Annotated in this window: 7 protein-coding genes and 1 pseudogene; 2 read left to right on the forward strand and 6 right to left on the reverse strand. The window is 71.1% G+C overall.

What is annotated here, in order from left to right; genetic code table 11:
- The first annotated feature begins 45 nt into the window (after positions 1–45).
- Complete coding sequence (gene acs, locus AB0B76_RS01420) at positions 46–2010, forward strand: acetate--CoA ligase (protein ID WP_360367474.1); 1965 nt, start codon at positions 46–48, stop codon at positions 2008–2010.
- Positions 2011–2125: 115 nt separating this feature from the next.
- On the opposite strand, the gene AB0B76_RS01425 is transcribed toward acs, so the two are convergent.
- The 3 genes from AB0B76_RS01425 to AB0B76_RS01435 all read right to left on the reverse strand — a co-directional run bounded on the left by AB0B76_RS01425 (position 2126) and on the right by AB0B76_RS01435 (position 6889).
- Positions 2126–3511: a DUF1501 domain-containing protein gene (locus AB0B76_RS01425; protein WP_360367477.1), complete on the reverse strand. Its 1386-nt coding sequence runs from the start codon at positions 3509–3511 to the stop codon at positions 2126–2128.
- Between the two features lie 10 nt (positions 3512–3521).
- Entirely contained in the window at positions 3522–5510 is a 1989-nt protein-coding gene (locus tag AB0B76_RS01430; protein ID WP_360367480.1) for a DUF1800 domain-containing protein, read from the reverse strand.
- A gap of 257 nt (positions 5511–5767) precedes the next feature.
- The gene (locus tag AB0B76_RS01435) at positions 5768–6889 is read right to left on the reverse strand and encodes a C45 family peptidase (protein WP_360367483.1); all 1122 of its coding nucleotides are present in this window, start codon (positions 6887–6889) and stop codon (positions 5768–5770) included.
- Positions 6890–6951: 62 nt separating this feature from the next.
- Here AB0B76_RS01435 and AB0B76_RS01440 point away from each other — a divergent pair, with 62 nt between their 5' ends.
- Positions 6952–7875, forward strand: a complete 924-nt coding sequence (locus tag AB0B76_RS01440; RefSeq protein ID WP_360367486.1) for an alpha/beta hydrolase — start codon at positions 6952–6954, stop codon at positions 7873–7875.
- A 6-nt stretch (positions 7876–7881) separates the two neighbouring features.
- Here the strand turns inward: AB0B76_RS01440 and AB0B76_RS01445 are convergent, their stop codons facing one another.
- From AB0B76_RS01445 to AB0B76_RS01455, 3 genes and pseudogenes are all read right to left on the reverse strand, one after another.
- Positions 7882–8247, reverse strand: coding sequence for a hypothetical protein (locus AB0B76_RS01445; protein ID WP_360367489.1), 366 nt, complete (start codon positions 8245–8247; stop codon positions 7882–7884).
- A complete protein-coding gene (locus AB0B76_RS01450) occupies positions 8244–10619 on the reverse strand; it encodes an SseB family protein (RefSeq protein ID WP_360368779.1) in 2376 nt (791 codons plus the stop codon). The genes AB0B76_RS01445 and AB0B76_RS01450 overlap by 4 nt, the downstream gene beginning before the upstream one ends.
- A gap of 1659 nt (positions 10620–12278) precedes the next feature.
- A pseudogene (locus AB0B76_RS01455) lies at positions 12279–12698 on the reverse strand (SseB family protein); the annotation flags it as partial.
- Positions 12699–12889: the final 191 nt, after the last annotated feature.

Genomic DNA, 12889 nt, shown 5'->3' on the forward strand with positions numbered 1-12889 from the left:
CTAGCCTCAATGCGAGAGCTGGACCACATCGAGGAGCCATCTGCGATGAGCGAGACCTTGGAAAACCTTCTCAACGAAACACGGCAGTTCCCGCCGCCTGCCGAGTTCGCCGCCGCCGCCAACCTCACGGAAGGCGCCTATGCGGAGGCCCGGGCGGACCGCCTCGCCTTCTGGGAGCAGCAGGCGCACCGGCTGAGCTGGGCCAAGGAGTGGGACCAGGTGCTGGACTGGTCCGACCCGCCCTTCGCCAAGTGGTTCGTCGGCGGGCAGCTCAACGTGGCGTACAACTGCCTCGACCGCCACATCGAGGCCGGCCGCGGCGACAAGGTCGCCATCCACTTCGAGGGCGAGCCGGGCGACACCCGCACCATCACCTACGCCGACCTGCACCGCTCGGTCTGCCAGGCCGCCAACACGCTCACCGACCTCGGCATCGTCGCAGGCGACCGGGTCGCCATCTACCTGCCGATGATCCCCGAGGCCGCGGTCGCGATGCTCGCCTGCGCCCGCATCGGCGCCACGCACTCGGTCGTCTTCGGCGGCTTCTCGGCCGACGCGCTCAGCGGCCGTATCGACGACGCCAGCGCCAAGCTCATCATCACCGCCGACGGCGGCTTCCGCCGCGGCAAGCCCAGCGGCCTCAAGTCCATCGTCGACGAGGCGGTCGCCCGCACGCCGAGCATCGAGAAGGTGCTCGTGGTCCGGCGCACCGGCCAGGAGGTCGACTGGGACGGCGAGCGCGACCTGTGGTGGCACGAGACGGTCGAGACCGCCTCCACCGAGCACATCGCACAGCCGTTCGACGCCGAGCACCCGCTGTTCATCCTCTACACGTCCGGGACGACGGCCAAGCCCAAGGGCATCCTGCACACCTCGGGCGGCTACCTCACCCAGACGAGCTTCACCCACCACGCGGTGTTCGACCTCAAGCCCGACAGCGACGTCTACTGGTGCACCGCCGACATCGGCTGGGTCACCGGGCACAGCTACATCGTCTACGGGCCCCTGTCCAACGGCGCCACCCAGGTCATGTACGAGGGCACGCCTGACACCCCGCACCGCGGCCGGTTCTGGGAGATCGTGCAGAAGTACAAGGTGACGATCCTCTACACCGCGCCGACCGCGATCCGCACCTTCATGAAGTGGGGCGACGACATCCCGGCGGAGTTCGACCTGTCGTCGCTGCGCCTGCTGGGCTCGGTCGGCGAGCCGATCAACCCCGAGGCCTGGATGTGGTATCGCGAGCACATCGGCGGCGACCGCTGCCCCATCGTGGACACGTGGTGGCAGACGGAGACCGGCGCGATCATGATCTCCCCGCTGCCCGGCGTCACGGCGGCCAAGCCCGGCTCGGCCATGCGGCCCCTGCCCGGCATCTCCGCCGACGTGGTCGACGACCAGGGCCAGTCGGTTCCCAACGGCGGTGGCGGTTACCTCGTGCTCCGCGAGCCGTGGCCCTCGATGCTCCGCACGATCTGGGGCGACCCCGAGCGGTTCAAGGAGACCTACTGGTCGCGCTTCCAGGAGATGTACTTCGCCGGCGACGGCGCCAAGAAGGACAGCGACGGCGACCTGTGGCTGCTGGGCCGGGTCGACGACGTCATGCTCGTCTCGGGCCACAACATCTCCACCACCGAGGTCGAGTCGGCGCTGGTCAGCCACCCGAAGGTGGCCGAGGCGGCGGTCGTGGGCGCGACCGATCCGACCACCGGCCAGGCGATCGTCGCGTTCACCATCCCGCGCGGCGACGTCGAGACCGAGGGCGAGGCGGGCGAGGCCCTGATCCAGGAGCTGCGCAACCACGTCGCGAAGACCCTGGGCCCGATCGCCAAGCCGCGCCAGATCATGCTCGTGCCGGAGCTGCCGAAGACCCGCTCGGGCAAGATCATGCGGCGCCTGCTGCGTGACGTCGCCGAGAACCGCAGCCTGGGCGACGTGACCACGCTGCAGGACTCGACGGTCATGGACCTGATCTCGTCGGGCCTGCAGTCGGGCAAGTCCGAGGACTGACATGATCGGGCCCCGGCCGATTCGATCTGCGCGACGCGTCATCGAATCGGACTGGGTGCAATGAAAAGGGGCGGCCCCCGGGACCGGGGCCGCCCCTTGGAACGCGTAGGTGGAGCTACGCGTAGATCTTCACTGGAGTGTAGGTCTGGCGCGGGAAGATCTGCCCGACCTCCGCGTCCGTCAGGCCGAAGCGGCCCTGCGCGACCGAGCCGAACACCGAGAACATGTTGTTGTACTCGGGCACATCGCCGTTGACCAGGTTGTCGAGGCCGTTCCACGTGCCCAGGAGCTTGCCCGCCAGCTTCTTGCCGGACAACACGATCACACCGCCGCCGTGGCCGTGGTCGGTGCCGCCCACGTTCTCGGCGACGCGCCGGCCGAACTCGCTGGAAACCATCACGGTCACGTTCGCCGCGAGATCGGTGCCGAGGTCGTCGAAGAACGCGGCCATGCCGGTCGCGAGCTCGCCGAAGTGCTGGGCGAGGTACCCGCCGCGGGTGCCCTGGTTGTCGTGGGTGTCCCAGCCGCCCATGCCGATCGTCGCGATGCGCACGTTGGCGCCGCCCTTGATCAGCTGCGCGAGCTCCTTGAAGGCGTTGCCGACGCCGGTGTACTTCACGCCCTTGTCCGGCGTGTAGCCCGCCTGGGCCAGCTTGCTGGCGAGCGTGAGCGCGTCGATCCCGGCCCGGACCGGGGTCGCGATCGGGTGGTCGACGCCGGTGAAGAGCGTCTTGATCGCATCGACGGTCGGCTGCTTGTACTTGCCCTCGCCGTTGACGTTCAGCGAGGCGACGCTGTTCAGCGCGAGGGCACCGCCGCCGCCGACGAGCGACCGGGGCAGGGTCGAGCCGATGCCGACGGCACGGAACGCGGTACCGGGGCCGAGCTTGTCGGCCAGGTTGGTGAGCCAGCCCATACCGCCCGTCTCGGCCGGCAGCCCGCCGAGCTGGCAGGTGTCCTGCGCGGCGAAGTGACTGCGGTCGAGCCGGCGGTCGGTCACGCCCGGGAGGAACGCGAGCTGCCCGGCGTCGAGGTACGTCTTCAGCGGCGCGAACGACTCGTTCAGCCCGAACCCGCGCTCCAGCGGGATAGAGGTGCTGTCCGGCAGCGTGAAGCTCGGCCGGACGCGGTTCAGGGTCGCGTCGTTCATCGGCGCGAAGAGCGAGAGCGCGTCGGCCCCGCCGTAGAGGAACACGTGGATCAGCGTGCCCGTCGGGGTGGCCGCGAACGAGGCCTGCGTGGTGATGAACTGGCTCGTCGCCAGGGCCGTGGCCGTGGCCGCCGCGCCGACGAAGAAGCGGCGGCGCGTGACGCCCCGGCCGTCCTCCTGCTCATCCTCCTGGCGCGACAGCTCGAGGTACCGATCCCGGACGCTCTTCTGCTCTTCCTTCACGACCTCCGCCTCGGCCCGCAGGGCGGCCTCGAAGCGATTGGGACCGAGCCGAAGCAGGTCCGGGACCTCCGGGTGGAGCGAGTTGTGGTTCCGCACTGGCTTCTCCATGGTGTGCCGCCTACCGGAGGTGGTGGTGGGGAGTGGCGAAGATCGCGCGCACGACCGCCGCGATGCCGCCGTTGAACGTGGCGTCCACCGGGGTGGAGGCGGTCATCGTCAGGCTGACGATGTGCAGGATCGCGGTCTTGCGGTCGTTGTCGAGCGTGACGTTGATCAGCTTCTTGGTGAGCGCGTCGAGGTAGGCGCCCGCGGTGGCCGGCGGGTTCGGGATCAGCGCCTCGGGCTTGGTCCACGTGAACTGGCGCCGGCCGCCGGTGATCGCGGTGTACGCGTCGTTCCACTGGTTGACCATGGTGCCGGCCGAGGTCCAGGCGACGTACACGTCGGCGTACCCGTTCGGCGTCGGCAGCTCCATCGGCGCGTGGCCGAACTCCTCGAGCTTGCGCATGATGTCGCCGAGGCCCTGGACCATCGGGCTCATGTTCGTGTTGGTGGAGGTGAACGTCGCCGGGGCGTCGGCGCCGATCTCCAGCGCGCGGTAGGTGGCGGTGAGGTACTCGCCCGGCCGGCGCACCTTCTGCCCGACGGACTCCCAGAACTCCGTGCGCGACAGCATGGTCATCACCACCGCCGACATGTTGCTCTTCTTGTCGAGGTAGGTCTTGGCCATCGCATCGACGAGGCTCTTCGGCGGGACGTCGGACACGAACCGCGTCGCGAGGTTCTGCGCCATGTACTGCGCGGTGTTCGGGTGCAACGCGATGTACCGGAAGTACGCCTCCTGCACCGCCTCGCCGCCGGCCGCGTCGCCGTTCGGGTGGCTGAAGCCCATGATCTTCACGGGGCCGACGTAGTGCTGCTCCGGCCGGTACACGTACTGGTTGTCGCGAATGCTGCGCCCGGTCTGCAGCATGGCGGCCTGGCGCACGTCGGTCTCGTTGTACCCGTTGAAGGCCCCGACGGTGTAGAGCTCGAGGTTCTCGCGGGCGAGGTTCTCGTTGATCCGGTCCTTCGTGGAGTCCTGCTGGTCGAGGTAGCGCAGCAGCGCGGGGTGCTTGTTCGCGGCGACGAACATGTCGACGTAGTTGCCCAGCGCGTACTTGCGGATGACGTCGCGGTCGAAGGCCGCGCGGGTCAGCTCATTGCCGTCGTGGAAGGCCGCGACGTGCAGGAAGTCCTGGAAGAAGTCGACCATCATCTCGAAGAGCTGGCGGTCGGAGAAGATCTGCTTGGCGATCGCGTACCGGACGTTCTGGTCGTCCGCGTGGATGCCCTTCTTGTCCAGATCGTCGCGCTGGGCCTTGAGCTGGTCGTACGACATGGCGTAGGTGACGAGCTCGGCGTCGGCCTTCTGCTCGCCGCGGGTCAGCGCGATCGTCTCCGGCTTGAGCTGCTTGTCGATCCAGGCGTTGATGCCCAGCTTGTTGATGTCGCTGATGACCTTGGCGTTCGGCCCGAACGTGAGCCGGCTGGCCAGGTGGCGGACCGGGTCCTTCGTCGGCAGCACGGTGTTGGCCTTGACCACGGCGGCCTTGGCGGCGTCGGCGGGCGAGCCCTTCGAGGAGCCGGACGTGGGCGTGTTCTTGCGGATGCCCAGGCCGGCCTCGCCGTTCATGAGGCTCTGGTTCTGGTCGACGTACGCCGGGATCGTGTTGTCCACCGGCGCGTCGGCCGCGGCCGGGTCGGCGCCCGGGTGCGAGCCCTTGCCGAAGAACTGCGTCACCGCGTACGCGCCGCCGCCGATCAGCGCGGCCGCGCCGCCGCCGATCGCGATCATGGCGCCCCGGCGGCGCCAGCTGGACGGCGCCTCGTCGTCGTAGTCCTCGGCCTCGTCCAGGTCGGGCAGGGCGCCGCGGCCGCGGTCCATGGCGTTCAGGTCGTAGAAGTGCGGGCCGGAACCGCCGCGATCGGCGGGCATCGAACCGTTGCCGCGCGGGCCGGCGGAGCGGGGGTCGCCGTAGCCCGGCCGGCCGTAGCGACCGGTCTGGTCCTCGTAGCCGGACTCGTAGTACGAGTCGTCGGCATACGGGTCATAACGCTCGTTCATCTACAGGTCCCGATCAGAAGAATGGGGCGCGCGGTTGTCGTAGCGGAAGGTAGTGGCTGCTCAGGAGCCGCTCAACCGATGCTTGAAGCGCGCTGATCAGGACTTAAGACAATCCCGGTGACCCAAGGTCACCGGGATTGTGACAAGGACCTTGAATGCCGGTCTGAGCTGCTGAAACACTTGTAACAACAGGGCACTTAAGGATCGGTTTACACAGATATATTTAAGGTACCGCTGCAACTCCTGCGGTGCCCGATTCAGCCGGATTCGTCCAGTCGAATGTGGCGGTACTCCACCCCGCGGCACGCCGGCCCGGGGGCGATCGACATACGGCGTTCGTCCAGGTCGAGGACGAGCGTGAACAGCGACTCGCTTCGATCGGCGTCATCGACCTCCTTGCCCTCGTCGTGGCGGCAGATCGAGGCCGGGAACCCGCCGTGGTCGCGCAGCACCGCCTTGATCCGCTCCTCGCCGATCGGCCCGGTCCCCAGCAGCCGGCGTGCCCGGGCGGCACGGAAGAACGACGAGCTCCCGATCGACTTCAGCGTGTCGACGGCGGAGAGCGCGCTCTCGAAGTGGTTCGCGTGGGTGATCACGCCGTCGACCGGGTGCACGAATCCGACGTCGCCGGGGGCGACCTCGAGGTCGATCGCCTCGCCCGGGGTACCGCCGGGAAATGCCTGCCCCATCAGGAGATTGATGCTCGCACCGCGCGGGACGGAGCATACGGCCTGGATGGCGGCCCCGAGGTGCGGCTGCTCGAGCGCGGCGCGGAGCAGCACGTGGTACGGCACGCCACCGTCCCGCCGGTCCCGGGTGGTGCCGAGCATGTTGACACACACGCCCAGCCCGGCGTCGTTGAGCCCGGCCTTGGCGAGCATGCCGGCCTCGGTGAGCGCGACCACCCGCCGCCCGCGCTCGTCGGTCGTGTCGAGCAGCAGCGCGTACGGCCGCTGGTCCGGATGCCAGTCCCAGTTCTGCGCGAGCAGCGTGTGCCCGCTGGTGCTGCGCTCGCCGAGCACGGCCACCGCGGTGCACTCACCGGCCCCGGCACGCCGGTCGCTCCCGGCGTCGTCCGGGTCGACGCTGTAGATCAGTTCCGTGCGCCCGTTGAGCGCGTATATCTCGTCGACATTCACACCGGCGCCTTCGGCCACACCGTCGAGCATTTCGGCCACCCGCGGGGCGTGGCGGTGAGACGCCGCCCGGAACAACGCTCCGTAATCGCGAGCCCGCTGGACGTCAATGCCGACCGCGGCGAATCGGGCCATGTAGTTCGCGGTGTTCGCGACAATTGCGAAGGCGGCAACCGAACCGTAGGTGGTCCCACACTTACGTGGAGTACCAGTGGCGGAGATCAACGGCAGCGGCGGGAACATGGCCTGAACGCTAGCCGGTCGCCTGGCGTGATTTCGACAGCGTTAGCCCTACGCTGAGCGGCATGAACCCACCGGTAGACGACACGTGCGTCATGATCGACGGGCCATGGTCGCACCGATTCGTCAGCGCCAACGGCAACCGATTCCACGTGGTGGAGGCCGGCACCGGCCCGCTGGTGCTGTTCCTGCACGGGTTCCCCGAGTTCTGGTATGCCTGGCACAACCAGCTCCCCGCCCTGGCCGACGCCGGCTTCCGCGCCGTCGCCGTCGACCTGCGCGGCTACGGCGCGAGCGACAAGCCACCGCGCGGCTACGACGGCTACACCATGGCCGGCGACGTGGCCGGTCTCATCCGCGCCCTGGGCGAGCGCAGCGCCATCCTGGTCGGCGCGGGCTACGGCGGCATGATCGGCTGGGCGACCGCCGCCTTCCATCCGAAGATGGTCCGCCGCCTGGTGGTCCTGGGCGCGGCCCACCCCCTGCGCCTGCGCGCCGGCCTGGCCAGCGATCCGCGCGGGCAGCTGGCCGCGGCCAAGCCGGTGCTGCGCTTCCAGGTCCCGCGCTTCGAACACGTTCTGACCCGCAACGACGCCGCCCTGGTCGGCGACTACCTGCGCCGCTGGGGCTCCCCCGAGTGGACCGCCCGGGAGTCGTACCGGGAATACGAGGCGTGTCTGCGCTCCGCAATGCAGATTCCGCAGGCGGCCTTCTGCGCCCTGGAGACCTATCGCTGGGCCGTCCGCTCGGCGCTGCGCCTGCAGGGGTACCGATTCGTGAAGCTCCTGCAGCAACCGATCACGGCCCCGACTCTTCAGCTGCACGGAGCCCTGGACCCGGCCGTCCTGCCACGCACGGCGCAGGGCTCCGGCCGTTATGTGCTGGCCGAGTACGAATGGCGCCTGTTGCCGAATGCGGCCCACTTCCCGCACGTCGAGCAGCCGGATCTGGTGACGGGCGAAATCATTCGCTGGGCCAAGGCCGGCTGACTCTTTCTATACGCGGTATTCGCGCAGCTCAGTGACTTCCGCGCGCGGGGCCCAGCCCTGGTACACGCCGTAGTCGAACTCTTCGAGGCCGAGTTCGGCGGCGGCGGGGGCGCGGCCGCCGGTGTACTCCACGCGGAACCAGCCCTCGTGCTCGCCCAGCACGATGAAGGGCTGGTCGCGCCAGAGGCAGGTGGTGCGCACGTAGACGAGGTCGTCGATCTCGCCGCGGGCCACGATGCGCCGGTACCGGCCCGGACGGACCTCGTCGAAGCCGTCGCTCGCGTCGGGGCGGTAGAGGCGCACGTCATCGCCGTCGGGGCTGGCCTCGTACTCGGCGCCGAGCCAGCGGGCCGCGTAGCCGTCACGGATCACGGGACGTCCCTTCGCCAGGCGGGACCGTCGGCGTCGAGGCGCGCGATCAGGTCCTGCCGGCCGTCGCGGCGGAGGCGCCACAGCTCGGCGTTGTGCGGCAGACGGGCACTGTCGACCTTGAACTCGGCGATCACGTCGTTCGTCTCGCTCGGGGCGAAGCCGTTGCCGCGGAAAGGCGGGCGCTCGATGACCCAGCCCTCCATGGCGCGCATGGCCTCCTGGGACGAGCCGCCGTACGGGATGCGGTACAGGTCGCCGCGGTACGCGATCCAGCGCAGGACGTAGGCCTCGTCGGCGTCCGGCTTGAACGAGGACCCGGCGTAGCCGAGGCCGAGCGCGTTGTAGATCTGCTCCGGCGTCTCGAGATGAGCGACCTCGCCGGCCCGGTGGACGAAGCCCGACACGCGGTCGTAGTTGCGCTCCAGGTAGTACGAGAGCTGCTCGGGCGAGATCGGCTTCTGCATGACCTGCTCGAGGGCGGTGCCCGGCGGCTCGTACGCGGGACGCTTCTCCGGCTGCGGCTCGGGCGCGGCCGCCGGGGCGACCGGCTGCTCGTCCGGGTCGTCGGCGCCCAGGCCCATCTCGGCGGCCCAGCTCGCGAGCTGGATGACCTCGGCGCCGGGCAGCACCGCGCCGGACGGCGACTCCGGGTTGATCGCGAACGCCAGCTGGTCGCCGGGCGGCCACTGGCGGATCAGGCGCGCAAACTTGATCCAGCTACCGCGCGCGTCCTCGCCGAGACGCTCGGTCATGCGCTCCTGCGACGTGAACACGACGAGGTGCGGCAGGCCGTTCATGTGCTCGGTACGCCAGTTCGACGGCTCCACCGGCCCGTCGCCGGTCCAGAACGGGATCAGGACCTTGGCCAGCAGCAACGTCGACAGGAACCGGTCGGTGCTGTTGGCCTGGACGGCCTCGAACAGGTCCTTCTCGACCGTGTTCGCCGGGTGGAACTCGGCCTCGGGCACGCTCGCCTCGGGCGCCGGCGGCGTGACGACCTCGGCGTCGACGATCTCGTCGTGGAGCCGCACCGGCACGTCGTCGACGATCTCCGGCTCATAGACCGGCTCGCTCTGGTACGCCCACGAGAACCCGGCGTCCTGGCTCTCCTCGGCGGCGGCCTGGTACCCCGGCCCGGCGCTCGGCAGAGAGTCCTCGATCACGGGCCGGAAGCCCGGGCCGCCGGTCGCCTCGGTTTCGAGCTCCACATCCGGCCTCGGCAGGTCCTGGACCACGGCCTGCTGGAAGTCGGGGCGCTCGGCCTCGCCGTCCTCGAAGAACGAGCGCAGGGCGGGGGACGGCTCGGGGGTGGGGCTCGGCTCGGCGTCGCGGGCCGAGCCGGACAGGAAGAACGAGCCGGTGTTCTCCTTCTCGTCCTCGTTCGTGGTGGATTCGAAAGTGCCGCCGCCCGAACGCGTGTCGATCCACGGCGCGGGCTCGGACCAGGTCGCGGCGGGCTCGTCCGGGGCGTCGGCCGGCGGGTGCTCGGCCAGTGCGTCCACGCCCGAGGCGAACGAGGGCTGGGCCGCGTCGGGCTCGGAGCGGAGGTCGGCGAGCGCGGCGTACGGGTCGCGGATCGGCGGGTCGTCCGACCGGGACGCGGTGAACGCGTTGAACGGCCGCGACTCCGGCTCGTCGTCGAAGAAGGGCCGCTGCGGGTCGCCGGGTGCCTCATCGCCGTCGCCGAAGAGCGACCGTGGCGGCTCCGCGGGCGGCTGGAAGAACGACGACGGTACCTCGGCCCGCCCGGTGAAGAACGCCCCTTCACCGGCGGCATTCTCCGGCGGTTGCTCCGTCGACGGCCGCGCGTCCCAGGCGGAGAACGCCGGCTCGGACTGCTGCTGGTCGCTCGATACGGTGGGCGCGCTGTTCTCCCAGGCGCTGCCCATCCACGAGCCGGGCGCGGGCTCCGATGCCTCGGGCTCGGGCTCGTCGGCAAAGAACGGGTGCTCATCGAGGTCGGAGCGCCCGAACCCGGCAGTGCGCGCCCCGGCGGCGAGGTCGCCGAAGGGCTTGGCCGGGGTCTCATCGGCCTCCGGGCTCTCGATGTCGAGGCGGCCGAAGCCGGGCCGGTCGAACACGGGCCGATCGAACGGCAACGGCTCGTCGGACTCCTCGGCGACCGGAGCCCCGGAGCCGGGCGCACCGGCACCGAACAGTCCTGATCCCGGTACACCGGACGATCCGGGAGGCGCCGAAGAGGCGGGCGGCACCGACGGAAGATGCGGCGCGGCCAGAACGTCGGAAACCGGCGGCGCGGGAGGCATCGCGGCCGCGGCGGGCTGCGACCACGACTGGCCGCCGTTCTGCTCGCCGGACTGGAAGGCCTCGCCACCGCTGCGGGCCACGAGCCCGGGCCGCCCCGGACGCACGTCGGCCGACCCGGTCCACCCGGAACGAATCGGCTGCGTCGACTCACCGGGCGGCGTCGGCTCGCCGGAACCCGGACGCGACGGCAGCGGGTCACCCGAACGATAAGCGCCGGGCTCGGGCCGCGAAGGCAGTGGATCACCGGAACGGAACGCGGCCGGCTCGCCCGATCCGGGACGCGACGGCAGCGGGTCACCCGAACGATAAGCGCCGGGCTCGGGCCGCGAAGGCAGCGGGTCACCGGAACGGTACGGAGCCGGGTCGCCCCCAGCCCGCGGCGCCGCCCCACCCGGACCGGGCCACGGCGGAAGAACCTCGCCCGAGAGCGGACGCGAGGGCAGCGACTCACCCGAACCGGGGCGCGTAGGAAGTGGCTCCCCCAGCCCGGGGCGCGAGGGCAGCGGCTCGCCACCGCCCGGTACGGGTCGGGACGGCAAGCCCTCTCCACGGCCCGGACGCTGCGGCAACGTCCCGCCGGGACGGAAGGCCGGCGCCGCATCGGCCTCGGGCCGCGAGGTCTGCGGCTGGCGCGTCGGCAACGGCGGCCCCGACGCGACCGGAAGGTCCGGCGGCGGCTGCCAGGCGGCCGGAATGACCGGATCCGCGTGCTCGGTGTAGATCTCGCCGAGGCTGCGTGCGGGCTCGCGGCGCGGCCAGTACCGACGCGGATCCCCGTCGTCTTCCCCACCACCACCGGGCCGCGAGGGAAGCCCGGAGTCACCGCTACCAGGCCGCGAAGGAAGCCCGGAATCCCCGAACGGACGCGAGGGCAGGCCGGAATCGCCGACCGGACGGGAAGGCAGCCCAGGATCGCCAAGGGGCCGCGGCGCGAGACCGGGGTCGCTCAGCGGACGGGAAGGCAGCCCGGAGTCGCCCACAGGACGCGAGGGAAGCCCGGAGTCGCCCACGGGCCGCGAGGGCAGGCCGGAGTCACCGACAGGACGTGACGGCAGCCCAGGATCGCCCAGCGGACGCGGCGGCAGGCCGGACTCGCCCAGCGGACGCGAAGGCAGCCCAGGGTCGCTGAGAGGCCGCGGCGCGAGACCGGGGTCGCTACTGGCCGCGCGCGATGGGCGACCGGGGAGGCCGGGCGACGGCGGCGTACCGTTGCGCCCCCGGTCCAGGCCCGTGAACAGCTCCCGCTCGCCCGGCACGTCCAGCGACTTGCGGTCCGAGTCGTCGAAGAGCCCGCGCGCGCCCGGGAACGACGCGCGGCCGCGGATCGCGCCGGCGCCCGGGGCCGGCGCGGGCGAGGTCGGGCCGTTCTCGGCCGGCGGAACCGGAGCGACAAGCGGAACCGGAGCCGGTGGCGGAACCGGAGCGGGCGGCGGAACCGGCGCGGGCCGGGCCGCGGCGGGCGGCGGAACCGGAGCCGGCCGAGCCGCGGCGGGCGGCGGAACCGCCGACGGGGGCGTGAAGGGCCGTCCCGCGGAACGCCCGAAGTTGATCGGACGATCCGCCCGAGTGGGCAGGAAAGCCCCCGGAGGCGCAACATCCGGCGGCGGTACCTCACGCCGCGGCGGCACCGTCGACGCCGGCGGGGCCGAGGGGCCCGGCTCGGTCGCCTTCAGGCGCTGGCGCTCGATCGGCGTGGGCGCGGGCTGGTTCGGCACGCCGCGCACCGGTACCTGGGCCGTCGCCCGGGTCCGCGAGGACGCCTGCTCCATGCGCGCCCGCGCCCCCAGGGTGCGACCGGGCAGGCGAACGTCGCCGCGGCTGATCTGGGTCACGAACCACGACGGCAGGTAGCCCTCGACGGGCAGGCCGGGGTTGACGGCCAGCCACCACTCGACGTTGGGCCAGATCCCGGCGAGGTCGCGGAACGGCACACGACGGTGCGTGCCCGGGTGCCCCGCGAGGCACTCCTGCAGCGCGGACGTCGATGTGAAGGCCAGCACATGCGTGCGGCCCTCGGTGGTCCACGTGCCCCACCCGCCCTCGCTGTCCGAGGACTTGTCGGGTGCGATCGGCAGCAGGACGTCTGTGCGCGCCAGGATGCGGAAGTACTGCTCCTGGTCGTTCGCGCGCAGCGCATCACGCATGGCGACCTCGGCCTCGGTGGCCGGTTCCCACTCGCTCAACGGCCACCCCCTCTTCGGGCTCGAAACCGCCGCGTCGCCGAAACCTAACCTATATGGCCACGGCAATTCGAGGGGTGCGACGCGGGCAAGCGCTCCGGCCAGCATAGCGATCGAACGCGGGGGGCTCACAGGCCTGTCTCATTCGCGGCACCCATACGGGCCGTTCGACGCCTGAACCGGCCGAGACGGAC

The organism is Dactylosporangium sp. NPDC049140, from assembly GCF_040648435.1.

Excerpts from the sequence above, each read along its gene's own strand:
- acs (WP_360367474.1), top strand. The coding sequence starts at position 46 with ATGAGCGAGACCTTGGAAAACCTTCTCAACGAAACACGGCAGTTCCCG.
- AB0B76_RS01425 (WP_360367477.1), bottom strand. The coding sequence starts at position 3,511 with ATGGAGAAGCCAGTGCGGAACCACAACTCGCTCCACCCGGAGGTCCCG.
- AB0B76_RS01430 (WP_360367480.1), bottom strand. The coding sequence starts at position 5,510 with ATGAACGAGCGTTATGACCCGTATGCCGACGACTCGTACTACGAGTCC.
- AB0B76_RS01435 (WP_360367483.1), bottom strand. The coding sequence starts at position 6,889 with ATGTTCCCGCCGCTGCCGTTGATCTCCGCCACTGGTACTCCACGTAAG.
- AB0B76_RS01440 (WP_360367486.1), top strand. The coding sequence starts at position 6,952 with ATGAACCCACCGGTAGACGACACGTGCGTCATGATCGACGGGCCATGG.